Origin of the sequence: Flagellimonas algicola, from assembly GCF_005937185.1 — a bacterium.
GTDB lineage: Bacteria > Bacteroidota > Bacteroidia > Flavobacteriales > Flavobacteriaceae > Flagellimonas > Flagellimonas algicola.
In genome coordinates this window covers 15,659-41,716 of sequence record NZ_VCNI01000001.1, presented here as the reverse complement: position 1 = coordinate 41,716, position 26,058 = coordinate 15,659, and the positions used below count along the sequence as shown (strand labels likewise).

Sequence of the window (26,058 nt, the reverse complement as noted above, 5' to 3'; positions counted from 1 at the left end):
TCATGAGATAACTCCTGAACCCACAAGTTCGTCTTTTATGTACCAAGCAACAAACTGACCTTCGGTTATTGCGGATTGTTTGTCTTTAAAATCAACATATTGACCATTGTCCGTTTTGTAAAGTGTGGCTTGTTGCAAGGGCTGTCTATAACGGATTCTCGCCATGACCTCCATGGTTTCATCCACCTTCAATGCCAAATCTGGGCGTACCCAATGCAACTCATCGGCCTTGACAAACAGGGTGCTTCTATATAGCCCTGGATGGGATTTTCCTTGTCCCGTAAAAATGACATTGGCATCCACATCCGTTTCTATGACGAACAAAGGTTCCTTGGTGCCCCCTACATTGAGTCCCTTACGTTGGCCTATGGTAAAGTAATGCGCCCCTTGGTGTTCGCCCACTACCTTGCCATCAGCAACGGAATATGATGGTTTTTCCGCTTGAAATGCCAACTCTTCTTTTTTGCTATTGAACGATGGGATTCCATGGTTATATTGGTCTGCATCATCAGGAACTTCAACTATGACTCCCTTTTTGGGTTTCAACTTCTGTTGCAAAAATTCGGGTAGGTGCACTTTCCCGATAAAGCAAAGTCCTTGGGAATCTTTTTTATCTGCGGTAATCAAATTGTTATCCGAAGCTATCTGTCTAACCTCGGGTTTGGTAAGTTCCCCAATCGGAAACAAGGTTTTGGCCAATTGATCCTGGGAAAGTTGGCAAAGAAAATAAGACTGGTCCTTGTTATTGTCCACACCCGCTAACAGTTGGTATGTTTTGGTGCCATCTTCATTTTCTATAATCCCTTTACGACAATAGTGTCCGGTAGCCACATAATCGGCCCCCAATTGCAATGCGATTTTTAGGAAAACATCAAATTTAATTTCCCTGTTGCAGAGTACATCCGGGTTTGGGGTGCGCCCACGTTCATATTCATTGAACATATAATCCACGATTCGTTCCTTGTATTCCACACTTAGATCAACCGTTTGGAACGGTATTCCTAGCTTTTCCGCAACAATTAGAGCATCATTGCTATCCTCCAACCAAGGGCATTCCTCGGAAATGGTAACGCTATCGTCGTGCCAATTCTTCATGAACAAGCCAATAACATCATATCCCTGCTCTTTTAAAAGATAGGCTGTAACACTGGAATCCACTCCACCAGAAAGTCCAACTACAACTTTTTTCATCCTATTGAATTACAACTGCAAAAATACAAAATGACAAACATTGACGCTAGGTCGTAACACTAAAGTAACCGTTACAACATAACACTTAGATGTTAGCATCAAGTTGAACCAAATCATGCCTGCATTTTAATTGCACACTGGGTCAAATCAAAATATTTAAAATAACTATTTGACTAAGTATATGATATATATTGTTAAACATTTTTATAGCAACTTTTAACTAAGTAATACCAATATTTCAAAAACAAGCCCTATAAAGGTTCTATAAAGAACAAAGCCTAACTAGCCCAAACTAGTCATAAATATTCCTATTTCAGTTTAATTCACCTCTTTTTACTGATAATCCTGAAAGAAATAAGATGTAAAAGTCAAGCATTTGATTAAATTTTGTTAAACTTTTTGTAAAAAACATTAAACATTTTATATATTTACAATGTTTAATTAAATATTTGTTTTGTTAAACAAAATGTATAATCTAAAATTCTACCCATGAAAGCACTAATTAATTTTTCAAAATTGACCTTGTTAATTTTCGCATTGATCTTTACTTCCTGTTCGGAAGATGACAATGGAATTACTGATCCACCACCTGAGGAGTCATCCAACATTGTTGAGGCTGCCCAGGCTACTGCAGACCTAAGCAGCTTGGTAAGTGCCTTACAAAAAGCCGACGAAAGCGCCAATAATGATTTAATTAGTGCTTTAAGTGGTGATGGGCCTTTCACGGTCTTTGCACCTACCAACGCTGCCTTTGCAGATCTATTGGCACAATTGGACGGTTTTGATTCCTTGGATGATTTCAACTCTGAACAACTTCAAGATCTATTGGCTACAATTCTTACCTATCATGTCATTTCAGGAACTGCAGCCATGTCCACAGATTTATCGGATGGACAAACCTTAACCACCTTGCAAGGATCCAATTTAACCGTTTCTACGGATGGAGGTGTTTTTATTGGTGATGATACGGATGCAGATGCTCAGGTGACCACCCCCAATGTAGAAACTTCCAATGGAGTGGTGCATATTATCAATAAGGTGTTGCTACCACAAACTGTTTTGGACGAATTGGCCGGTATTTTACTTGTTCCCATCACCGATTTGGCCCTAGGAAATGAAAACTTGGAGAACTTAGTGGCCGCTTTGGTCGCTGCTGATGGAGATTTACCTACAGTTTTACGAGGTGCAGGGCCTTTCACGGTTCTAGCTCCCAGCGATGCAGCCTTTGAAGCTTTCTTGGATGGAGCAGCACTAGGTGATATCCCTGTAGATGTGCTCACTAATGTTCTATTGAATCATGTTCTGGAAGGTGAGTTGTATCAAGCTGACCTCGAAGGATTAGGCTCAGGATACAGCAATACCTTAGCTACCGGGGCTGGAGATCAGCAAATGAGCATTTTCTTTGACACATCAGATGGTGTATCTTTTAATGGAGTTTCTTCAGTTGAAGCCGCCGATGTAAAAGCACTGAACGGGGTTGTGCATATTGTTGATGCCGTTATTGGCCTGCCCGATATTGTGGATCACGCAGCGGCAAATCCAAATTTGACATCTCTTGTTGCAGCACTTACTGATGGCGGTAACACCACATTTACTGATTTGCTATCCGACACTGGGGAAGTGTTCACCGTGTTTGCTCCTGTCAATTCAGGCTTTGATGCGTTCATGAATCCAAATGGCAATGATATCAATGATATCCTTTCCAACCATGTTGTTGTAGGTGCAGCCGCATTCTCTTCGGGATTGTCCAATTCCTATGTAAATACCGCAGCGGCCTTTGATACTGATGAGCCTTTAAGTTTGTATATCAATACCGATGATGGAGTTACCCTGAATGGAATGAGCCAAGTGGCCATTGCTGATATCGTGGCAACAAACGGTGTAATTCACGCTGTGGATATGGTAATTGACCTTCCCACCGTAGTTACTTTTGCAACTGCAGATCCCAATTTCTCAACTTTGGTAACCGCACTAACGGAATTGACCCCTAGCACGGATTTTGTTTCGGTCCTATCTGCCCAAGATGGAAATGGTTCCGACCCATTTACCGTATTTGCGCCAACAAATGCAGCTTTTGATGCACTGGCCGCCATTCCTGCGGAAGCCGATTTGATTCCTATCCTACAGCACCATGTAATTGCTGGAGCCAATATTCGCTCTGGGGACTTAACTCCTAATGGGGATACCGTTACCCCAGCCACTTTGGAAGGAGATACATTCACCATTACTTTACCGGGTACCGAAGGTAATATTGCCGATGTAACCGATGGAGCTGGGAATATGGGTATTGGAATTGATGCCGTAGACGTTCAAGCCATAAATGGAGTTATCCATGTTTTGGACGCTGTCTTGATTCCGGACACTATGAATTAAATTGATACGGGCCGGTGTTCAACCGGCCCTTTTTCACCCCTCCAATTTAAGAGAACAATTAGCAACACTATTATGAGAACATTATTACAACCCAGGAAACACTTCCTATGGTTGGCACTGATCCTTTTTACCTTCGTTTCATGCGAATTAGAGGACGACCAAGCCATAGTTGATGATGAAATAGCAACAAAAAACATTGTTGAAACAGCACAGGACACGGATGCCCTTAGCTCTTTAGTGGCAGCCTTGACCAAAGCGGACGAAAATGACGATTCCGATTTAATAACCACCTTAAGCGGTACTGGACCTTTTACTGTTTTTGCGCCAACCAATGAGGCTTTTACAGAGCTTTTGAACAATTTGGAAGGCTTTGATTCATTGGAAGATTTCGATACCGATGAAGAACGCGCTATTCTTGCCAGCATACTTCAATATCATGTCATTGCCGGTGCAGCAGTAGCTTCCGGTGACCTTACCAATGGTCAAGAAGTAACTACGGTTCAAGGAGAGGGTTTAAAAATAATACTGGATGACGGCGTGTTTATTGACGATGCCACTGATCAGAACGCTGAGGTTGGCATCCCAGATGTAACAGCCTCCAATGGAATTGTCCATGTAATCAACAAAGTATTGCTGCCTCAAGCTATTATAAATGCACTAAACGAAGGTGGAACTTTGGTAGACATTGTAGTTGCAACTGAAGACCTATCACTTCTGGAAGCTGCTGTGATCAAGGCCGATCTCGTGGATACCTTGAATGGCGATGGGCCGTTCACTGTCTTTGCCCCCACCAATGATGCCTTTGAAGCTTTACTCATGGCATTGGGAAGTGACTATATGGGCTTGGACGATTTTGATACTCCTGAAGAGATTGAATTGTTGAAAAGCATTTTATTGTACCATGTGATTCCAGCTCAGGTTCTTGAAGCTGACCTTGCCGCTGGTGAGGTAGGTACTGCCCTTCCAGATAATTCATTGATGATTATTGAGGAAGATGGCAAATTTGTCATTGGGGATGCGTCGGATACCAATGCCAACATCTCAGGTACAGATATTATGGCCTCCAATGGCGTTGCCCATACCATAGATAAAGTCTTGCTTCCTCAGGTAGCCGTTGACTTTGTGGCTTCCCTTCAGATGAAAAACATTGTGGAGATTGCCGTTGAAACCGATGACTTGAGCCTATTGGTGGATGCCTTGGTCCAGGCCAATGCTGGATTAGTTGAAACACTTAGCGGCGAAGGACCGTTTACCGTATTTGCTCCAACCAACGAGGCATTTGCTGCCCTGTTGGACGTATTGGGTGATGATTACAACGCCCTCTCGGATTTCGATACCCAAGAGGAATTGGATCTTTTGGTGGACATTCTCACCTATCATGTGGTTGCTGGAACAGCTGCATTTTCCACAGATCTATCCGATGGACAGACCATCCCAACAGTTTCCGAAGATGAAGTGACCATTAAACTTGAAGGAGACTATGTATTCGTCAAAGATGCATCGGATGAAAAGGCCAAAGTAGTTCTTCCAGATGTGGCGGCGAGTAACGGCGTGGTGCATGTTATCGACAAGGTTTTGTTACCTCAAACAGCAATTGATTTTGTGGCTTCGCTCCAATTGAAGAACATCGTGGAGATTGCCATTGAAACTGATGACTTGAGCCTATTGGTGGATGCCTTGGTCCAGGCCAATGCCGGATTGGTGGACACCCTTAGCGGCGAAGGGCCGTTTACCGTGTTCGCGCCAACCAACGAGGCTTTTGGTGCCCTATTGGATCTATTGGGAGATGACTACCACTCACTATCCGACTTTGACACCCAAGAGGAATTGGATCTTTTGGTCGATATTCTCACGTATCATGTGGTTGCAGGAACAGCTGCCTTTTCTTCGGATCTTTACAATGACCAAACCATTCCTACGGTTTCCGATGATGAGGTGACCATCAAATTGTACAGTGGTCATGTATTTGTAAAAGATGCTTCAGATGAAAAGGCCAAAGTGGTCATTCCAGATGTTGAAGCCAGCAATGGAGTTGTGCATGTCATCGATAAAGTGCTGCTTCCGCAAGCCGCCATTGACTTTGTGGCTTCGCTCCAGATGAAAAACATAGTCGAGATAGCCATTGAAACCGATGACCTCAGCTTATTGGTTGATGCCTTGGTTCAGGCCGATGCCGGCTTGGTGGAAGCGCTAAGCGGTGATGGCCCCTTTACTGTTTTTGCACCAACAAATCACGCTTTCGTAGAACTGCTGGACACCCTCGGCTTCCATGGCTTAAGTGACTTTGATACAGAAGATGAGATTGCATTGTTGATCAAAGTTCTTACCTACCATGTGGTGGCAGGAACGGCGGCATTCTCGACAGATCTTTCAGATGGTCAGCATATAGAAACCCTACAAGGTGAAAATGTAGGCATCAACATCAAAGACGGAAACGTACATATTGAAGATGCCACCGACTCCAATGCAACGGTTGTTCTGCCAGATGTTGCAGCTAGTAATGGTGTAGTCCATGTAATTAACAAGGTTTTGTTGCCGCAAGAAGTGCTGGACATTCTCAATCCTCCAGTCCCAAATATTGTGGCGTTGGCTGCTTCCGTTGATGATCTAAGTCTTTTGGTGGAAGCTATCATCCAAGCCGATGCTGGTCTGGTAGACGTTCTTAGTGGAGATGGACCATTCACCGTCTTTGCTCCTACCAATGATGCTTTCGAAGACTTGCTACATGCATTGGGCAATGATTACAACAGTCTGGACGATTTTGATGATGACGATGATCAAGAACTATTGGCCAAGATTCTCACATATCATGTGGTTGCAGGAGCAGCCCTTGCTTCTAACGATTTATACAACCATCAGCAATTACATACCGTACAGGGAGAATCCTTGTTCGCCATCATCAACCACGGGGTGTTCGTAAGGGACAAAACCCACGTTGATGCGGAAGTTATTGGTCCAAACAACGAGGCCAGCAATGGCATTGTACATTTAATTGATAAAGTATTGTTGCCTCAAGAAGTTTTGGATGAGTTACATTAAAACCATGGGCCATACAGATTTATTTTGTAGGTCAAATATTACAAAAGAACTCCCTTAATTTGCTTTAAGGGAGTTCCTTTATCTATAAGGGTTTACCGTTCGTCGATGACACATCAAAACGGGTCTCTTTTACCATACAAAATAGCTGCTTTGACAACTATTAATTTTTTGGGCAACTTTTAAGTGGCATCTTTGAAGTCCCAAATCTTTCCAAACTATACCTATCAATGGTGAAAGCTCCCCCAACGTTCTTGGGGGAGTTTTTGTTTTTTTGTGAAGGATTATCTTTTACCGGTCTTCTTTTGCTCCTCGGCCTGTTCCATCATCTCCCGCATTTTTTTCTGGAATTTATTTTCCTTTTTCGGCTTCTTTTTGTTCTCCTGGATTTGTGCATGAATCTTATCCTCATCCAAGATATAATTCTTGATGGCCAACATTATAAAGATGGTAATCAAGTTGGAGATGAAATAATACAAACTCAATCCACTTGCATAATTGTTGAAGAAAATCAACATGATCAGTGGGGAGAGATACATGATAAATTTCATGTTGGGCATACCAGGCTGTTGTTGCATCTGCATGGTCTGACCTGTGGTCAAAGTCATATAGAAGAAAATAGCAATGGATGCCAATATGGGAAAAAGGCTCACATGATTTCCGTAGAAGCTGGAAATTACCGGAATGTTTGTAGTCCATTCAAAAATAGAATCGTAAGAAGCCAGATCCTCTGCCCATAAAAATGATTTCTGTCGCAATTCAAAAGAAGTTGGGAAGAACATAAAGAGCGCGTAGAAAATAGGTAACTGCATCAAGGCCGGAATACATCCACTCATTGGACTTACGCCTGCTTTACCATATAACTTCATGGTCTCTTGCTGCTTTTTCATGGCATTGTCCTTGTACTTGTCGTTTATCTCCGTAATCTCAGGTTTCAGGACTTTCATCTTCGCCTGGGAGAGATACGACTTATAGGTTACCGGTGACAAAGCCAATCGAACCAAAATGGTCATCACAATAATTGCGATTCCATAAGGCAAGAAGGAACTCAAGAAATTATAGAACGGCGTAAACACATATCTATTGATCCAACCGAAAATACCCCAGCCGTATGGAATGGTATCCGCCAATCCCAAATCCTTATATTGATCTAAAACTTTTACATCGGTTGGTCCAAAGTACCAGTGCATGTTCATGGACAGTTCCCCACCCTGAAGCTCCAAAGGCGCCTTGGTCTTATAAATCTTGGTGAATTCAGTTTCCTTGCTCTCCTCTTCCACCAAGTTTTGAGAACTCAATTCAGCTGTTTTAAAATGAGTGTCAGCAGCCAAAATTGTGCTAAAGAAGTGCTGCCTGTAGGATAACCATTTTATGTCCTCCTCTGTTTCCTCGTCAAATTCACTACCCTCGGATAGCTTACTGATCTTTCCTTCATCATGATTGTAGGTCAAACGAGTATATCGGTTCTCATACTTGACACTTTTCCCGTGTCGTATCCCTTTTAAATCCCATTCCAAGTCAATCGGTCTTCCAGAATTGATTACTCCATTCAACCCTTGGGTTCTTATGGTAAAGCCCAACAAATAGTCATTGGGTTTCATTTCGTATCTATATTCCAAAAACTGGCTGTTGGAAACCTTGGCTTTCATGGAAAGCACTTGGTTATCCCCGTTGTTGGAAATGGAAGGTTCAAAATAGAGGTCCGACGTGTTCAAAACCCGATTGTCCGCAGAAGTAAAATTCAAGGCAAATTTGGCATTGCCGTCCTTTACCAAGTATACAGGAACAGAATCGTAGGTGACAAAATTCTTCATTCGTGCCTCTATAATCTGCCCTCCCTTATTGGAAACTTCCAAGTACAATACTTCATTTTCCAATTTGGTAGTCCCTTCTTGGGTAGTGGTGTATCCAAAAGCCCCAACCGAATTCTTATAGCTGGCCACAGCGGTAGAGTCTTGTGTATTGATGGGTGCAGGGGTCTCGATGTCTGGCTCATTGGCAACCTCCTCCTGCTCCACTGCTGCCTCAATCTGTTCTTGTTCCGCTTGTTGGGCCTCCAATTCTTCTGGTGTAGGTTGATTTTGGTAAAACATAAAAATGAGTATTCCAAAAATCAACACAAATCCAATTACGGAATTGAGGTCCAGTTTCTTTTCTTCCATGAAAGTTATTTAGTGAAAATCTTTATCTGCGCTTTTCCGGTCGCAAATATATGTCCAAAACCGCAGTTTATGCCAAACTGGCATTAGTTTGTTGTTGCTTTTGCGCCAAAACCGCCTTTACAAATCCAACAAACAAAGGATGGGGATTGGCTACGGTGCTTTTGTATTCCGGATGGTATTGCACTCCAATAAACCATGGATGTGCTGGAATTTCAATCACCTCTACCAAACCCGTTTTGGGGTTATAACCAGTGGCCTTCAATCCTGCTTCATCCAACTGACTTTTGTAATCGTTGTTGAACTCAAATCGATGCCGGTGCCGTTCAGCTATTTCGGTTTCTCCATAAACTTCATGTACCAAGCTGCCTTCTTGCAAATCGCAATCCCAGGCACCCAAACGCATAGTGCCACCCATATTGGTCACCTTTTTCTGCTCCTCCATTAGGTTGATCACTGGATCTGGTGTAGCTGGGTTCATCTCTGTAGAGTTGGCTTTGTCATACCCCAAAACATTTCTAGCAAATTCTATAACCGCCATTTGCATTCCCAAACAGATTCCCAAAAAGGGTATACTATTTTCACGTGCGTATTGAACCGCTTTAATCTTACCCTCAATTCCTCTTTCACCAAAGCCTGGTGCTACCAAAATCCCATCGAGCCCCATCAATCTCTTATCCACATCATTTGCGGACAAATGTTCTGAGTGTATAGAACGAACGACCACCTTTACTTCATTGGCCGCCCCGGCATGGATAAAAGATTCCAAAATGGATTTATAGGAGTCTTGCAACTCCACATATTTCCCTATCAGTCCTATAGTCACCTGATGCTTGGGATTCTTGTGTTTTTGTAGAAACTGCTTCCATTGTCCCAATTCCGGCTCCACATCATTGGGCAAGGCCAATTTTTCAAGAGCCACTTTGTCCAATCCCTCTTCGCGCATCAACATAGGTACGTCATAAATGGTAGAGGCATCTATGGATTGAATCACTGCTTCTTGCTTCACATTACAGAAAAGTGCCAACTTCCTTTTAATATCATCAGAAATATGGTGCTCAGTACGGCACACCAAAATATCAGCTTTGATTCCACTTTCCATCAAAGTCTTCACTGAGTGCTGGGTTGGTTTGGTTTTTAACTCCCCTGCTGCTGACAGGAAGGGCACCAAAGTTAAATGGACCACGATTCCATTGTTGTCCCCTAAATCCCAAAGCAACTGCCTTACGGCTTCTATATAAGGAAGGGACTCAATATCACCAACGGTCCCTCCTATTTCCGTTATCACAATATCATAATCGCCGCTATTCCCCAAAATTTGGATTCGCTCCTTAATCTCATTGGTGATATGTGGAACCACCTGAACAGTTTTGCCCAAAAATTCTCCTTTGCGTTCCTTTTCAATAACGCTTTGGTAAATTCTACCTGTGGTCACATTGTTGGCCTGTGAGGTCCTTACGTTCAAAAAGCGTTCGTAATGGCCCAAATCCAAATCGGTTTCTGCTCCATCATCGGTCACATAACATTCCCCATGTTCATAAGGGTTCAAGGTACCGGGATCAACATTGATATAGGGGTCCAACTTCTGGATGGTGGTTCGGTAACCTCTGGCCTGTAGCAGTTTGGCCAAAGATGCGGCAATGATTCCTTTTCCCAAGGATGAAGTTACCCCTCCCGTAACGAAAATGTACTTTGTCTGTGACATATTTGGATACTCTATTACGGGGTATAAAGGTACAAATTGCAAGTAGAAAACTAACTCAATCGACCGGAAATTCTTTTTGAATTTTCCGAATTATGGGTTCCAAACCATTTTCCCTGATATCCAAAGTAGTACTGAGATACTCCCCCAACTTCCCTTTTGGGAAACCTTTCTGCCTGAACCATACCAAATAAGCTAAAGGCAAATCGATTAAATATCGTTCCTTATACTTTCCAAATGGCATTTTGTAGTGAGCCAGTTCCAGCAGCTTTTGTTTGTCCGGGCTAATTTCCATATCAATCCCTAAAGTACTATCTTAACCTCAATAATCCATCCATCATGAAGAGAAGAAATTTCATTGCAACCACGGCCGTAGGGGCTGCAGGTATTGCAACAACCAAAGTTAACGCACAAAACATGGAAACCACCAAGGACTTTAAACTAAAAAACAATATTAATCACAGCGTTTGCCAATGGTGTTTTGGCGATATCCCGCTTGAGGATTTTCTTAAAACTTTGAATGGATTGGGCATCAAGGCCATCGACCTTATAGGTCCAAAAGACTGGCACCTCCTAAAAAAATATGATATCCATTGTTCCATGTGCAACGGTGCGGAAATTAGTTTGGAAGAGGGTTGGAACGACCCCAAAAACCATGAGGTACTCATAAAGAATTATACCGAAATGATTCCGAAAGTGGCTGATGCCGGCTACACCAATCTTATTTGTTTCAGTGGTAACCGAAATGGCATGAACGATTATGTGGGTTTACAAAATTGCGTGGATGGACTTTCACAGATAATTCCTTTGGCTGAAAAATATGGGGTCATCATTCAAATGGAACTTTTCAACCAAGTAAACCATCCGGATTACATGTGCGATAGTTCGCTTTGGGGCGTAGAGCTTTGCAAGCACTTGGGAAGTGACCATTTTAAATTGCTCTATGATATTTACCATATGCAAATACAGGAAGGTGATATCATAAGGAGCATTCAGAATTATCACCCCTACTTTGGGCATTACCATACCGCTGGGGTTCCGGGAAGACATGAAATTGATGATTCCCAAGAATTGTACTACCCGGCTATCATGAAGGCCATTTTGGATACGGGATATACCGGCTATGTGGCTCAAGAATTTTTGCCAACCTGGGATGATAAAATAGAAGCACTTAAAGATGGTTTTTTACGGTGTGATGTGTAATAATGAAGAAGTAACCAAATACCCTCTATATCAATGAGAAATCAACCTTTCTTTTTAGTAATACTAGTATCTGCTCTTATTATTTCTTGTACTAATAAAGAACATTTGTTCCAAGAAAATACCAATGACTGGTTCCAAAAAGGTGATGCTTCATGGTCCCATAACAACAATGAACTGGTTGGTAGTATTGAGGAAGGAACTGGCTTTGTCATGACCAATAAAATGTACAAAGACTTTATACTAAAACTTGAATTCTATCCGGATAGCACTATCAATTCAGGGGTGTTTCTGAGGTGCAAGGAGCACAACATTGACGCGGCAGATTGTCATGAAATCAATATCTGGGATTTGCATCCCAATCAAGATTTTAGAACCGGCTCTGTGACCACAAAAGCAATTCCATTGGCCAAGGTAAATACTTTGAATAGATGGAATACCTATAAAATAAAAAATGAAAACGATCGCATAGAAGTTTGGGTCAATGACACCCTAACTGCTGATCACCAAGACAATAGCTTAGATCAAGGATTTATTGGCCTTCAAGCTGCCGGAAAGGGAAAGATTAAATTTAGGAATGTTATCGTGGAACCCTTGGATTGATTTACAGCTGAAACCCTAAGTACCAAATGAAAAAAGTCTCGACATATCTAATGATCCTTTGGGTTTTGGTAGCATGTAATCAGAGACCAACAGCTGAACCTGATGAGCAAGCACAACAGCAACCTGGAAAAAAAGTACTTGTTGATCTTTCCCATGCCTACTCAGATGAAACGGTTTATTGGGTTACCGCTCGAGAATTTGAAATGGATACCGTTTTTGAAGGCCAAACAGAAAAAGGCTACTACTATTCTGCTTATAATTTTAGCACTGCCGAACACGGGGGTACCCATATTGACGCTCCTATCCATTTTTCAGAAAGCGGCAAGACCGTAGATCAAATACCATTGGACAAACTCATCGGAGATGCCATCAAGATTGACGTTTCTTCCAAGGCATTGAACAATCCTGACTATTTAATCACAGTGCAGGATTTAAAAGATTGGGAACACCAACATGGAATTCCAATTCCAGATGGCAGTATTGTCCTGTTGCAAACTGGTTTTTCCCAATACTACCCCAACAAAGTGGAATATTTAGGAACAAATGAACGCGGTGAACATGCCGTTAAACTGCTTCATTTTCCAGGACTCTCCCCGGAAGCAGCAGAATGGCTTGTCCAAAATCGAAATATCAGTTCCATCGGAATTGACACACCGAGCATAGATTATGGGCAATCCCAGTATTTCAAAAGTCACGTCATTCTTTTGGGAGAAAACATCCCAGCCTTTGAAAATCTGACCAACTTAGATCAACTACCACCTAAAGGTTTTGAAATTGTAGCCCTTCCTATGAAAATACAAGGTGGTAGCGGGGCTCCCCTCAGGATTGTTGCCCTACTACCTTAATGATTTTTTTTGAATGTATTCTACAAATCACTAGATTTGTGATGTATATACAACACAATATGAACTATACATTTGAATCTTGTTTGGGTTCCCGTGTCAGGAGTTTATCCAGAAAACTGGATGGCATCTATAGAAAACATCTCGGAAACGCTGATATTACAGAAAATCAGTTGAGCATTATGATGGCGCTTTATAAGACTGGCAGTATAGAGCAAAACCAAATCGCACAGCTTCTGACGTTGGAAAGGTCCTCGCTCAGTAGAAACCTGGTTAGATTGGTGAACTCTGGATATGTAAGCAAAACAGGCCCAGCTAACCGACCCAAAATAAATCTCACCAAAAAAGGGAAAGCACGAGTGGAGCAACTAAGTCCGGTTTGGGAAATGGCGATGGATGAAATCCATGCCGTACTCAGTTGGTATGACCTTAAGAGCTTCCAACAATTTGAATCCAAAATCAATAATCTGTAAAATTGTAAATTTTCTTGTTGTATATACATTATAAATATGTTTGGTAGGCAATTAACGGATAGGTATAATTTAACAACTAGCCGAGGAATTAGGAATTGGTTTTGAAAGTAATCCTTAAACGAATACTTTTAATGGATGATTATGTAGACCCAGCGTGTTTCAGGATCATCCACAAATCTGTCTCCTATGAATTCTTTTGATTTGGATAATGTTCAAATGAACGTGGTACAGACCGCTGCAAACGGTGTGGTGAACCATGAGACCATCTTTTCCTTTTCGCAACAAGATGTTCAGGTGCAAGCCTCATATTCTGGAGGAAACATCGCCAAAGGGTTTCTAATCGGGGTACTGAAAAAGGAAATTCTCAACTTTAGCTACTGCCAGCTTCAAACGGATGGTATTTTGGATAATGGGAGTTCGAAAGCTCAACTTTCAATCACCGCCGAAGGCAAACTCCGTCTGACAGAGCATTTTGATTGGAAATCCAGACCGGGAGAAATAGGTATCAATGTATTTGAACAACTATAAACCATGAACTCCTTCAAAATCATACTATTTACATTATCCGTTGCTTTATTCCTACACTGTTCACCAAACCCAAAATCTGAAGAAACCTCAGCAGCATCCAAAGAAAAACTCCTGGTCGCATTGCAAAAATTCAATACCGCATTCCAGCATGGAGATATCAAAACCCTGGATTCCATGATAACTGATACTTATGTGCACACCAACGGAACTTCCCAAGCGATTCACAAATCAATTTGGTTGAGCTATCTCAAAAAAAGAAACGCTCGTATAGCAAATGGCGAATTGGAAGTGCTGCACTACGAAATGGGCGATTTGGGCTTTGTCCATTACACGGATTTTGCCATAGTCACTGGCAGGGTGTTGGTTACGAACAGAATTTCCCAAGACACCATTGAAAATCAGTATAGGGTTACACACCTATGGGTAATCGAAAATGGAAATTGGAAACGAGCAGGATTCCACGATGGGAGAATCAAGTGAAGTGTTTGGGTGCTATTCCTCGCTTAGAGCTTGGGCAATTTTACGATTCCACTCCAATTGTTTTTTCGCATTTCTGGAATATCCAGTTTCCCAATCGTATTGATCTTGGAAATCCTGAAGCTCTTGCAATATATCCTGGTAAATATCCCGGATTTCTTGTTTTACATTGTCCGAAAAGGAAGTTCGCTGCAATTTGTTGCGCATCTTTCTGGCGAAAAGCTCCGCAATATCAAAATGGAGTTGTTCATGACTTAGGATAAGGTCGTCGCAAACTTCTGGCTTGTACCAAGATTCATTAGGATAGAAATAAGCGTTAACCTCAAAATCCAAGTTTACTTCATGGTGAATCAGATTTGCTGAATATCGATAACTGATACCGCTAGCGGTGGTTGCGGCTGGATCGGCTGCTGGAGGTACTTTCCCCTTAAAATCGGACCAAGATAGGCGCTTGTTGGCATCCCATAATACTCCCTCCTCAATTTCCTGGCCCCAACCCAAAAAACCAAAAAGAAGCAAGCATATTATGGTATTTACTTTACCCAATTAAATTCAATTATCTTTTCAATGTCTGGGTGCAAACTGTAGTGTACTGGGCAGGTGTTTGCCGTATTTTCAAGAATTTTCCGATGTTTTTCAGAGACATTTGCAGGAAATTCCATTTTCACTTCAATCTTACTGATACGTCTGGGGTTAGCCTCCATATGTTTAGTCACTTCTGCGGTAGAACCGGCCAAATCCACCTCCAAATCACGGGCTTTAATACCCATCATGGTCAGCATGCAACTGGCCAAGCCTGTTGCCACGGTATCTGTAGGTGAAAAAGCCTGCCCCAAACCGTTATTGTCCACTGGGGCATCAGTTACAAATTCATTGTTTGATCTAAGATGCAGACAAGTGGTTCTTAGTTCGCCCTTATAAGTTACTTTTGAGGTCATCCAGTTGTATTTCCTTGATTTGTAAACTATCGTATTCCATCAGATAAGCCGCCCTATTGTAGAACCCTGACGCGTATTCATTGAAGTAGTTGAAACTATTTCCGGTGTATTCGGTCAACCCGACTATTTTGGAAGTTTCGAATAGATTGTTCTTATGGGCCAGTTTCAACAAAAGATCAAAAGTGACATCAAAGCCCCTCACCGCATATCGGTCGGGCTGCAATCCCCTATATTTCTGTCTATAGGCCCTGGTAAAGGAATCATTAGCTGCCTTCCTATAAAAACTGGGGTAAGTAAATTTCAGGTTGGACAAATGGGTAACGGAAACCGCATCATTTTCAAAGGCACTGTTAAAATTGGTAGTGAACATGCGTACGGAAATCTCTTCGGTGTTGGCTGAGTTCAAAATGGAACTTACACTGGAAACCATATTGGCCTGATCGGTTTCCAAGAATACCCAGTTTTCCTTTTCCTCGGATAATTGAATCAGGAACTCATCCAAATGCAGTGATTTGTTATCGATGACCTTGGCTATCTGAGCTACAGGAAATTTGGATAAAATGGAGTCATACGCAACTTGATGGGTCGAATCAGCAATGATCACGACATTTTGATCCGTATGTACTTTGGCCAGGTAATCCAACATCTTTTTTCTTAGCACCTCATCCTTGGGTACGGAGTAATATACATTCCCATGACTCAATTCACTATCGGAAGCAGTTGGGGAAATTACAGGAATGTTCTTGCTTGCCGCCTGCACAGCAACTTCATCCAAGGCCTTGGTTGATACCGGACCAATAATTGCGTTCACATCCCATATACTTTCACGGAAAAGAATCTCCTTTACCTTAGCTTGGCTCAATTCGGTATCATAGGTATCCACTTCCACCGAAACACCCATTTTTTTAATGGAATCCAAGGCTACCAACGCTCCGGAATAAAATCCAAGACTCAACTTTAGATCCCTTCTGGTACTAATTTGACTTGAAGTCTTTTTACGGTCATTCAGGTCAATACGATCCAATCGGAAAGGCAACATAAATACCACTTTGGGCCTGTTTTCCAGATTAACACTGTCCGCCAAATTGATTTTATCTATGATCAAGGCATTTTTAACTACCAATTCCTCTGAACTTGCTTTCGGCAACTTCAGTACCATTCCTGCTTTAAGCCCATTTTCCAAGGTAGGATTCAAGGCAAAAAGGGTGTCCCTGGAGATTTTCAGGTTTTGGGTGAGCCTAAAAATGTTTTGCTTGGGTTTTACTTCGTAAAAAATAAAATTGTCCGTGTTGACTTCCCCAGATTTATTTTTCTTTTTAGGCAAGCGTAAAATCATCCCTTCTTTCAATCCACCTTGCTTCATGATTTCAGGATTAAGCTTTACAATGGAGTCCGATGGAATTCCATATTCCTTTCCTAAGCTATATAGCGTCTGTTTGGGGGGTACGGTAAAAGAGGTAAAAAGATCTATTTCCTGTTCCAAGCTATCGCCCTTGGGCCTTGGCAGGTTGAGTTCCTGTCCAATAGCCAAATAATCGGAAGTCTTATCCAGCTCAGGGTTGAGCTTAAGCAAACTATCCACAGTGATACCATATTTATGGGCAATACTCCATCTGGTCTCCTTGGGTTGTACCGTATAGGTCTCAAAATCCAGTGCTCTTTCCTCCTCTTCTGTAAGTTCGGGATAGACAGGAATCTGCAAAATCATGCCTTTTTTCAAAGGTTCTGCATACAACTGTCGATTATGCCTTTTCAACTGCTCCTCTGTTATCTCATAGCGCTGGGTAAGTCCAAATAGGGTTTCACGCTTCCGTACCCTGTGCCTAATAAAGCTTGTAGGTTTGCGCTCTTCCACCACCTTTTCCACTTTCGGCTCAGTTTCAGGGGTCATGACACTACCGTCCAAAGGAATGACCAACAGGGTATTGACCTTAATATCAGCAGCAGTTTTTATCTCCTTATTGGATTGTATAATGGTATAAGGCGTAACCCTGTATTTTTGGGAAATGCTCTGCAAGGTTTCTCCCTCCTTTACGGCATGTGTTGTAAACTTTTGCGCAGAAAGTTGCGCAGTGGCCAAGAAAAATGCCACAAAACCCAATAATACAAGATGTTTTTTCATTCCCATTCTATAGTTGCTGGAGGCTTGGAGCTAATGTCATACACTACTCTATTAACGCCCTTCACCTTATTTATTATATCATTAGAGGTCTTTTGTAAAAATTCGTAAGGTAAATTCACCCAATCCGCCGTCATTCCGTCCGTACTTTCCACTGCTCTGAGCGTTACACATTTTTCATAAGTGCGTTCATCTCCCATAACCCCTACACTATTTACGGGTAAAAGCATGGCTCCGGCCTGCCAAACCTTATCATAAAGTCCCCATTTTTTGAGTCCATCGATAAAAATTGCATCAACTTCCTGTAAAATAGACACCTTTTCGGCGGTAATGTCACCCAAAATCCGAATCCCCAGACCTGGGCCTGGAAACGGGTGTCTTCCCAAAATTGCAGGATCCATTCCTAAATTTCTGCCGACTCTTCGGACTTCATCCTTGAACAACAAATGCAAAGGCTCCACAATTTTCAATTTCATATAGTCCGGAAGGCCTCCTACATTATGGTGACTTTTGATGGTGGCCGATGGTCCGCCACTTGCCGAAACCGACTCTATCCGATCCGGATAGATCGTTCCTTGAGCCAACCACTTTGCATTTTCCACCTTATGGGCTTCATCATCAAAAACTTCAATAAAGACTCTTCCGATGATCTTTCTTTTCTTTTCTGGTTCGGATTCCCCTTTCAAGGCTTCCAAAAAACGTGCCGAAGCATCAACACCTTTAACATTGAGTCCCATGTGTTGGTATTGGTCCAAAACACTTTCAAACTCATTCTTCCGTAGCAAACCATTGTTTACAAAGATGCAGTGCAGGTGTTTTCCAATGGCCTTGTGCAACAACATGGCTGCCACACTGGAATCCACTCCACCGGAAAGCCCTAAAATCACCTTCTCATCCCCTATTTTGTCTTTAAGCTCAGCTACTGTGGTCTCAATAAAGGCGTCTGGTGTCCAATCCTGTTCTAAACCAGCAATCTTTACCAGGAAATTCTCCAATAGCTGCTTTCCGTCCTTGGTATGATATACCTCTGGGTGAAATTGAATACCATAAGTTTGTTCGCCTTCAATGCGAAAGGCCGCATTTTCCACATCATGTGTGCTGGCCAACCTAACGGCACCGGTTGGCAGTTCCTTAATAGTATCGCTATGGCTCATCCATACTTGACTACCTACTTCCAACCCATCCAGAAAGGTTTCTTCATCTTTAACTGTGGATAAGTTGGCGCGTCCATATTCCCGAGTTGCGGATGGAGCCACACTACCGCCATTGAAATGGGATAGATATTGCGCTCCATAGCAAATACCCAACAATGGGATTTTTCCTTTGATTTCCGTAAGATCCGGATGCGGGGCATCTTCACTTCTAACTGAATAGGGAGACCCTGAAAGAATAACGGCCTGATATTCCGATAAATCTTCAGGTGGGTTATTAAAAGGTTTGATTTCTGAGTAAATGTTCAGCTCGCGGACCCTTCTTGCAATCAACTGGGTGTACTGGGAGCCAAAGTCTAGGATAAGTACGTTGTTTTGCATGGGCAAAAATAGCAATTTGCCGGAGTTGGAAAAGTATCTTTTCGGGGATATTTTTTATAAGTTTTCAAAAGAGTTATTTAATAGCGCTTGCCCTTATTTTTTGTTGATTTAGCGAGCTTCAAGGGTATCCTCAACTTCTATTTTATTGCGAAATATCGCACTTAAATATAACGTCAATTCGTTTTTTTCTTTACATTTTTCATCATTTCTTTGCTGTCCTAAACACGCCAAACTATGATTAAGGGATTCATCTTTGACCTGGATGGGGTTATCACTGACACCGCAGAGCTTCACTATAAGGCTTGGAAAAACCTAGCCGATGAAATGGGCTGGGACTTTGATTACGAGATAAACGATAAACTACGGGGTATCTCAAGAATGGACTCCATAAAAGTGATTCTGGACCATAACCAAGCTTCTTTGGATGAGGAAACCCTTGCTGAACTGGCCACAAAGAAAAATGATATTTATGTATCTAGCTTGGATGAAATGACATCCGAAGACTATCTTCCCGGAGCCAAGGAGTTATTGACTCATTTAAGAACCGAAGGCTTTAACGTGGCATTGGGTAGCGCAAGCAAGAATGCCATCAAGGTATTGCAACAGCTCAATGCCAATATGTATTTTGATGTGATCGGGGATGGAAATAGTGTATCAAAAAGTAAGCCTGAACCCGACATCTTCCTATATGGTTCTGAGAAAATGAAGCTTCAGCCGGATGAATGTATAGTTTTTGAAGATGCCGAAAGTGGAATTGATGCCGCCAAGGCCGGTGGTTTTTATAGCGTTGGTATTGGCCCCAAGGAAAGGGTTGGCCATGCTGACTTAAGATTTGATTCCATGGCCGAGGCCACTCTTTTCGAAATCAAGTCCCATTTTAAGGATTTGTTCTAGGCTATCTGAGATCGCTGTCGTTAGAAATACCAGCTTTCAGAGTATACTGCAGAAAATAAAAAAGCCCCAGGAACCACTCCGGGGCTTTAAAATAAAATCAAAACCAACCTAAACATATGAGTTTACCAACTCATTTTGTTAAAAAAATTTCATAGCAATTTTCACTAGTAAAACAACTAGGTGGTAAAATACCCTACTTTATTTTTGATTTTTTTTGAAAAAAACATCTAAAAAAAGCCATTTACAGTTGTAATAAACTGAAAAACAAATGGTTAAAATAGATAAAATTAATCCTTTAGAATCAAGAATTTTCCTGCCAGCGGGTCTAAAGACTCCATAAGATTGGGAATTAGGCGCTCCCCAATTTCCAAATATACCTCGGAAAAGTTAAGTTGCCTTTCTTGCAAGGACCGGTTTGGAAAAAGTGCATTTTGGATATCCGTCATGCGGATAACATGATCTCGGAGTTTTCGTTTTTGCGCCTGAAGCAATCTTTTTTCAAGGGCATCCAAACCTTTTTTCTGCTTCACTTCTTGTGCTTTTACAGCACCAATAAAACTTTTATCGGTTTCTTCGGCCAATTTGTACATGGCCTCAAATTGTTCCTCTAGATGTTTCTTCTGCGGAGCAAAATCAATATCGATATTGGAAATTTCCCTAATTTTCTTGTTGATGAAACTGTTCTGTTTTAAAAAGAGATCAGGAATCTTCAATCCCAACTTCTCCACTTTTCCGTTTTGTTTTTCGGTCATAATTAGGGCCGAATTACGAAGTAATAACATGGGAAAGGTTACCTCCAAAGCGTTAAAATACGCTTTGAGTTCCAACCAATAAGCCAGTTCTCCTCCTCCTCCTATGTAACACAGATTTGGCAACACAATCTCTTGATACAAAGGACGCCCTATCACATTGGGTGAAAAGCGCTCTGGAAATTGCTCCAGTTCCTTTTCAAGCTCTTGCTTTGTGAATTTGATATCCGTATTGGACACCTCAAAATTTCCATCCTTGCCAACAATCCGCTCACGAATTCCATCTTTGTGATAGAAATAATTAATCTCCCGCGGGTTTACTTGAATCTTATAATCCGTTGATACTTTAGAGAGTCCATTGATTGAAGTTGTAACCAAATCAAACGGGATATTCTCAAAGATGTCCTGTTTGGCATACGGCACCAGCTCCTTTTTGAGGTTGGAATCATCTCCGTCCACAATAACCAAACCGAATTCCCCAAACAATGCATTGGCCAAAAATCTAGTGGCTTCGGTAAGCGTATTGTGCTCCAAATAAGCTGCCTGAAACAAGTTTTTAAGATGCTCGGCACTCGTTGAATTTCCAAGACCGGCGGAAAAAGTTTGGAACACTGCCTCCAACCCTTCAGTATTCAACGCGCCAACCGCTCCTGAAGCCTCCTTGTTCCACTGCACTTTTTGACCTTTGAAATTGAAGTAGTTGATCTCATCAAAATCATGATCTTCCGTGGCCATCCAATATATGGGAACAAAATTGTAATCCGGAAAGGTCTCCTTAAGTTTTTTGGTAAGGTTGATCGTGGATACAATTTTGTACAAAAAGTAAAGTGGACCTGTATACAGATTCAGCTGGTGCCCAGTTACCACGGTAAAGGTTTTTGTATCACCTAATAGGGAAATGTTCTCTTGCGTAAGTTCTGAAACCTGTAGTCCCTTATACTGTTCCTCGACGGCATCCACCAAAATGGCTCTACGGCGGGAAGGAAAGTTAGCCTCTTTTTCCTTTATCTGGTCTTGAAAATTTTCTATTTGGGGGAATCTGTTGTAAAAAGGTTTTAGGTCTTCCTTTTGATCCAAATAATCACAAATAAGTCTAGAAAAATAACCAGTTTCCTTAAAAGGTATACACGCTACGTCCATCAAAGTTCAAAATGAAGTGCTAAAGATACTTCTCTTCTTTTTTTCTCATCCTAAAAATAAGTTAATTAGATAAGGTCCAATATTGTTTTAAAAATGGTGATTCTCTAATTTATTGTTAGATTTGATTTCTACTAACACCCGCACGTATGACAAGATTTTTATTTTCTCTTTTGGCCCTTACAAGCTGTTTCCTTAGCGCACAAAATTTAAAATCCCCCTCTGAGTTTCTGGGATATGAATTGGGAACGGAATTCACCCGTCACCACGAAGTGGTGGACTACTACCAATACCTAGCAAAGCAGGCTCCAGAGATGGTCAAGTTGACCACCTATGGGCAAACCAATGAAAGACGCCCTCTGCTGCTGGTCTATGTATCCACTGCCACTAATATGGCCAATCTGGAAATTATTAGGCAAGAGCATTTAAAAGATACAGAAGGTACTGGTAACAGCTCAACAGCTATTGTGTGGTTGAGCTATAATGTTCACGGAAATGAAAGTGTAAGTACGGAGGCCTCCATGCAGACCATTTACGAGCTCCTTACCAGCAAACGTTCCTATTTGGATAACACTGTCGTAATCATGGACCCCTGTATCAATCCAGATGGAAGGGACCGTTATAGCAATTGGTACAATCAGTATAAAAATACGCCCCATCAGTTAGATCCAAACAGCAAGGAACACAACGAAGGTTGGTGGAGTGGACGAAGCAACCACTATATGTTTGACCTCAACCGTGACTGGGCGTGGTTGACCCAGGTAGAAAGTCAACAAAGAATTAAGGTGTACAACGAGTGGCTTCCACATGTGCATGTTGACTTTCATGAGCAAGGCGTGGACAATCCCTATTATTTTGCCCCAGCCGCAGAACCCTACCACGAAGTGATTACGGATTTCCAACGCGATTTTCAAGTTACGTTGGGAAAAAATCATGCTAAATACTTTGACGCCAACGGTTGGTTCTATTTTACCAAAGAAATTTTTGACCTCTTCTATCCAAGCTATGGGGATACCTACCCAACCTACAATGGCGCTATTGGAATGACCTATGAGCAAGGTGGAAGTGGACGCGGTGGACTTGGTGTGATCACTAGTATTGGCGATACCCTTACCCTTAAAGACCGAATTGCCCACCACCATACTACGGGTCTTTCCACCATTGAAGTTTCCCACCAAAATGCGGAACGATTAAATCAAGAATTCAAGAAGTTCTACCAAAACAAAAACTTCAAATACAAAAGTTATGTATTGAATGGCGATTCCGATAAAATTGAAGCATTGAAGCAACTGCTTTCCAAGCATAAAATCAAATTCGGAAGTCCAACAATTTCATCGGTAAAGGGCTATAACTACCAAACAGGCGGCAACGGAAGCATGGCTGTTTCGCAAAATAGTTTGGTGGTCTCAACCAACCAGTCCAAAGGTACTTTGGTAAAGGTGTTATTTGAGCCGAACGCAAAACTGAGTGATTCCCTTACCTATGACATTACAGCCTGGTCCTTGCCTTATGCCTATGGCTTGGATGGCATTGCATCCACTTCCTTGGTCTCAAGTCAAGCGCAAAATCCAGCGGTTAACTTCGGTACTTTGGATTCCAACAGCTACGCCTATATCTCCAATTGGAACAGTATGAAAGATGCCAAATTCTTGGCTGCTTTGCTTAAGGCCCGTATCCGTGTACGAAAAGCTGACCATCCCTTTTCTATTGAAGGTAAATCCTTCGCCAGAGGGAGTTTGATCATCACCAAAGGCGACAATCAAAATAATGCTGACTTTATTGGCCAGTTGACAAAGATCAGTAAGGAATTCAATCAAGAATTGACGGCCTCCAGTACCGGTTATGTCGATTCCGGAAAGGATTTTGGTTCGTCCTATGTACAAATGATTTCCAAGCCCAAGATTGCGGTTTTGTCCGGAGGACCAACTTCTACCCTTCGATTTGGAGAAATCTGGCATTTCTTTGAGCAGCAGTTGAAGTATCCCATTACGGTTATTGATAGCGAATATGCCGATCAGGTAGATTTAAAGGACTACAATATTCTGATACTTCCCAGCGGAGGCTACGGAAATCATTTTAGTGAGGCCCAGTTGACCAAACTCAAGGATTGGGTGTCGGCTGGAGGTAAGCTTATAGCCATGGGTGGGGCCATTGATGGTATTGATGGTGAAAAAGGTTTTGGCATCAAGAAAAAAGAAGCTGCCAAAGATTCAACAAAAAATAAACCTAAACCGCATAAGAATGCGCAACGTGAGCAAATCAAAAATGTCATTACAGGGGCCATCTTCAAGGCACGTGTGGATAATTCGCATCCACTGGCTTATGGCTACGGCACAGATTACTTTACCCTAAAACTTGGGAGTGCAGGATATGACTACTTAAAATATGGCAACGCTGCCTATTTGGAAGGTGAGAGTCCCAAGCAAGTGTCTGGTTTTGCAGGCAGCGAAGCGCTCAAAAAGGTGGCCAACTCTCTAATTTTTGGGGTTGAGAACCGTGGTGAAGGTTCGGTGGTCTATATGGTGGACAATCCATTGTTCCGCGGGTTTTGGGAGAATGGAAAACTGTTCTTTGCAAACGCCTTGTTTATGGTGGATTAAGTTTAGGGCTATTGCAAAAATTAAAGGGTTGGGACAGGTTTCCAACCCCATCTTCGCATTCTAAAAATTTGTATCTTTATAGATAGGATTATCTGTAAATTAATAGGCTATGAATTTATTTGCCAAGAGTTTATTCAAAGGGATTCGATTGGTTCCCACATTACTAATTTTGCTTGTTTGGATGCTTTGCCCTACGGATTCCATGGCATTTCAGGCTGTTCAGGTGGAGGACAATGCTTTTAATCAATATAAGGGAGAAATAAGAGATGCCTCTTCCAAAAAGCCATTGGTCTTTGCTACCCTATCGGTGGAAGGCACAAACATAAGTACCATCACAAACACGGAAGGTAATTTTTTACTTAAAATACCCAAGGAAATGACGGATGGAACAATTGTGGTTTCCTTTTTGGGCTATAAGAGCAAGAACATTTCGCTAGCCGATTTAAAGCCGAGTAAAAACAAGATTACCCTAGTGGTGTCGGTTACAGAGCTATCGGAGGTAAATATCAACGCCCCAAAAGATGCAGCAGCCTTGGTTAGAGAGACTTTGGCCAGAAAAGGCGACAATTACTTTGACGACCCCACACTGATGACAGCATTTTATAGGGAAACCATCAAAAAACGAAGAAAAAATGTATCCCTGTCCGAAGCTGTGGTAAACATCTACAAGTCCCCCTATAGTTCGCTTAGAAAGGATGCTGTTGAACTCTATAGGGCCCGTAAGAGTACAGACTATAGTAAATTGGATACGGTGGCTCTCAAACTTCAAGGTGGACCTTTCAACACGCTTTATGTGGATATCATGAAGTATCCTGAGTATATTTTCGCTGAAGGCTCCATTCAAGATTACCAGTTCACCTTTAGCCGTTCCACAAGAATTAATGACAAGTTGATTTATGTTATCAAGTTTAACCAATGGGAGAGTATTAAAGAGCCCTTATACCAAGGGGAGCTTTTTATCGATGTAGAGAACCGAACCTTGACCAGTGCCATTTATACCCTCAATATCACGGACAAATACAGGGCAGCCAGGCTCTTTGTCCGGAAAAAGCCCGCCAAAGTGGACGTTTGGCCCACAGAGGTGGCCTATAGGGTGGATTACCGTGAAAAAGGAGGTAAGTGGTATTACGGGTATAGCAATGTCCTTTTGGAATTCAAAGTGGATTGGGAAGACAAGCTCTTCAACTCCGTTTATAGTATGACAGCCGAGATGGCGGTTACGGATTGGGAAAAAAACGTGGACGGACAATTACCGAAAGTCAGGGAACGTCTTAAAAAGTCCATAATTTTAAGTGATGAGGCAGTCGGATTTTCAGACCCCGATTTCTGGGGAGAATATAATATCATTGAGCCAGAAAAATCCATTGAATCCGCGATAAAGAAAATACAACGGCAATTGCGTAGGGCAAGGTCAAAGGGTGGGTCAGCAGCTCCATAACCGCACATTCCTACGTCAGATATAAATTATGAAGTCAAAAATAGTCACCATATTTAAGGTGGCTATT

20 protein-coding genes are annotated in these 26,058 nt (G+C 41.9%); 11 read left to right on the top strand and 9 right to left on the bottom strand.

From position 1 onward, the window contains the following. Nucleotides 1-1,191, bottom strand: a complete 1,191-nt coding sequence (mnmA, locus tag FGG15_RS00180) for a tRNA 2-thiouridine(34) synthase MnmA (protein WP_138831981.1) — start codon at nucleotides 1,189-1,191, stop codon at nucleotides 1-3. A 489-nt stretch (nucleotides 1,192-1,680) separates the two neighbouring features. On the opposite strand from mnmA, the gene FGG15_RS00175 reads away from it, so the two are divergent. Both FGG15_RS00175 and FGG15_RS20420 read left to right on the top strand, forming a co-directional pair. Beyond that, nucleotides 1,681-3,564: a fasciclin domain-containing protein gene (locus FGG15_RS00175; protein ID WP_138831979.1), complete on the top strand. Its 1,884-nt coding sequence runs from the start codon at nucleotides 1,681-1,683 to the stop codon at nucleotides 3,562-3,564. A 72-nt stretch (nucleotides 3,565-3,636) separates the two neighbouring features. Beyond that, a complete protein-coding gene (locus FGG15_RS20420) occupies nucleotides 3,637-6,603 on the top strand; it encodes a fasciclin domain-containing protein (protein WP_138831977.1) in 2,967 nt (988 codons plus the stop codon). A 281-nt stretch (nucleotides 6,604-6,884) separates the two neighbouring features. Here FGG15_RS20420 and yidC read toward each other — a convergent pair whose 3' ends face one another. The 3 genes from yidC to FGG15_RS00155 all read right to left on the bottom strand — a co-directional run bounded on the left by yidC (nucleotide 6,885) and on the right by FGG15_RS00155 (nucleotide 10,756). Next, complete coding sequence (yidC, locus tag FGG15_RS00165; RefSeq protein WP_138831975.1) at nucleotides 6,885-8,762, bottom strand: membrane protein insertase YidC; 1,878 nt, start codon at nucleotides 8,760-8,762, stop codon at nucleotides 6,885-6,887. 67 nt (nucleotides 8,763-8,829) lie between these two features. Continuing rightward, nucleotides 8,830-10,464 carry a CTP synthase gene (locus FGG15_RS00160; RefSeq protein WP_138831972.1) on the bottom strand — a complete coding sequence of 545 codons (1,635 nt, stop codon included), beginning with the start codon at nucleotides 10,462-10,464 and terminating at the stop codon, nucleotides 8,830-8,832. A 55-nt stretch (nucleotides 10,465-10,519) separates the two neighbouring features. Continuing rightward, the gene (locus tag FGG15_RS00155) at nucleotides 10,520-10,756 is read right to left on the bottom strand and encodes a DUF3820 family protein (RefSeq protein ID WP_138831970.1); all 237 of its coding nucleotides are present in this window, start codon (nucleotides 10,754-10,756) and stop codon (nucleotides 10,520-10,522) included. A 44-nt stretch (nucleotides 10,757-10,800) separates the two neighbouring features. On the opposite strand from FGG15_RS00155, the gene FGG15_RS00150 reads away from it, so the two are divergent. The 6 genes from FGG15_RS00150 (at nucleotide 10,801) to FGG15_RS00125 (ending at nucleotide 14,587) form a co-directional block, all read left to right on the top strand. Then, a complete protein-coding gene (locus tag FGG15_RS00150) occupies nucleotides 10,801-11,664 on the top strand; it encodes a hydroxypyruvate isomerase family protein (protein ID WP_138831968.1) in 864 nt (287 codons plus the stop codon). A 105-nt stretch (nucleotides 11,665-11,769) separates the two neighbouring features. After that, a complete protein-coding gene (locus tag FGG15_RS00145) occupies nucleotides 11,770-12,264 on the top strand; it encodes a 3-keto-disaccharide hydrolase (RefSeq protein ID WP_237561706.1) in 495 nt (164 codons plus the stop codon). A 26-nt stretch (nucleotides 12,265-12,290) separates the two neighbouring features. Further along, on the top strand, nucleotides 12,291-13,109 hold the full coding sequence (locus FGG15_RS00140) for a cyclase family protein (RefSeq protein WP_237561705.1): 819 nt from the start codon (nucleotides 12,291-12,293) through the stop codon (nucleotides 13,107-13,109). Between the two features lie 59 nt (nucleotides 13,110-13,168). Beyond that, the gene (locus FGG15_RS00135) at nucleotides 13,169-13,579 is read left to right on the top strand and encodes a MarR family winged helix-turn-helix transcriptional regulator (protein WP_161991886.1); all 411 of its coding nucleotides are present in this window, start codon (nucleotides 13,169-13,171) and stop codon (nucleotides 13,577-13,579) included. Between the two features lie 186 nt (nucleotides 13,580-13,765). Next, nucleotides 13,766-14,107, top strand: a complete 342-nt coding sequence (locus FGG15_RS00130) for an avidin-fold protein (RefSeq protein ID WP_138831962.1) — start codon at nucleotides 13,766-13,768, stop codon at nucleotides 14,105-14,107. A gap of 3 nt (nucleotides 14,108-14,110) precedes the next feature. After that, nucleotides 14,111-14,587 (top strand): nuclear transport factor 2 family protein, encoded by a 477-nt coding sequence (locus tag FGG15_RS00125; RefSeq protein ID WP_138831960.1) that lies wholly within the window; start codon nucleotides 14,111-14,113, stop codon nucleotides 14,585-14,587. A 12-nt stretch (nucleotides 14,588-14,599) separates the two neighbouring features. Here the strand turns inward: FGG15_RS00125 and FGG15_RS00120 are convergent, their stop codons facing one another. The 4 genes from FGG15_RS00120 to guaA are packed head-to-tail and all read right to left on the bottom strand — an operon-like array spanning nucleotide 14,600 to nucleotide 19,173. Continuing rightward, nucleotides 14,600-15,130 carry a DUF922 domain-containing protein gene (locus FGG15_RS00120; RefSeq protein WP_138831958.1) on the bottom strand — a complete coding sequence of 177 codons (531 nt, stop codon included), beginning with the start codon at nucleotides 15,128-15,130 and terminating at the stop codon, nucleotides 14,600-14,602. Next, nucleotides 15,118-15,522: an OsmC family protein gene (locus FGG15_RS00115; protein ID WP_138831956.1), complete on the bottom strand. Its 405-nt coding sequence runs from the start codon at nucleotides 15,520-15,522 to the stop codon at nucleotides 15,118-15,120. Before FGG15_RS00115 ends, FGG15_RS00120 begins: the two co-directional genes overlap by 13 nt. Next, nucleotides 15,500-17,644 (bottom strand): LysM peptidoglycan-binding domain-containing protein, encoded by a 2,145-nt coding sequence (locus FGG15_RS00110; protein ID WP_138831953.1) that lies wholly within the window; start codon nucleotides 17,642-17,644, stop codon nucleotides 15,500-15,502. Before FGG15_RS00110 ends, FGG15_RS00115 begins: the two co-directional genes overlap by 23 nt. Further along, the gene (gene guaA / locus FGG15_RS00105; RefSeq protein ID WP_138831951.1) at nucleotides 17,641-19,173 is read right to left on the bottom strand and encodes a glutamine-hydrolyzing GMP synthase; all 1,533 of its coding nucleotides are present in this window, start codon (nucleotides 19,171-19,173) and stop codon (nucleotides 17,641-17,643) included. Before guaA ends, FGG15_RS00110 begins: the two co-directional genes overlap by 4 nt. A gap of 234 nt (nucleotides 19,174-19,407) precedes the next feature. Here guaA and pgmB point away from each other — a divergent pair, with 234 nt between their 5' ends. After that, nucleotides 19,408-20,067 (top strand): beta-phosphoglucomutase, encoded by a 660-nt coding sequence (gene pgmB / locus FGG15_RS00100; protein ID WP_138831949.1) that lies wholly within the window; start codon nucleotides 19,408-19,410, stop codon nucleotides 20,065-20,067. A 287-nt stretch (nucleotides 20,068-20,354) separates the two neighbouring features. On the opposite strand, the gene bshC is transcribed toward pgmB, so the two are convergent. Continuing rightward, nucleotides 20,355-21,956, bottom strand: a complete 1,602-nt coding sequence (gene bshC, locus FGG15_RS00095; protein WP_138831947.1) for a bacillithiol biosynthesis cysteine-adding enzyme BshC — start codon at nucleotides 21,954-21,956, stop codon at nucleotides 20,355-20,357. A 146-nt stretch (nucleotides 21,957-22,102) separates the two neighbouring features. On the opposite strand from bshC, the gene FGG15_RS00090 reads away from it, so the two are divergent. After that, nucleotides 22,103-24,553 (top strand): M14 family metallopeptidase, encoded by a 2,451-nt coding sequence (locus FGG15_RS00090; protein ID WP_138831945.1) that lies wholly within the window; start codon nucleotides 22,103-22,105, stop codon nucleotides 24,551-24,553. Nucleotides 24,554-24,662: 109 nt separating this feature from the next. After that, nucleotides 24,663-25,991, top strand: a complete 1,329-nt coding sequence (locus FGG15_RS00085) for a carboxypeptidase-like regulatory domain-containing protein (protein ID WP_138831943.1) — start codon at nucleotides 24,663-24,665, stop codon at nucleotides 25,989-25,991. Nucleotides 25,992-26,058: the final 67 nt, after the last annotated feature.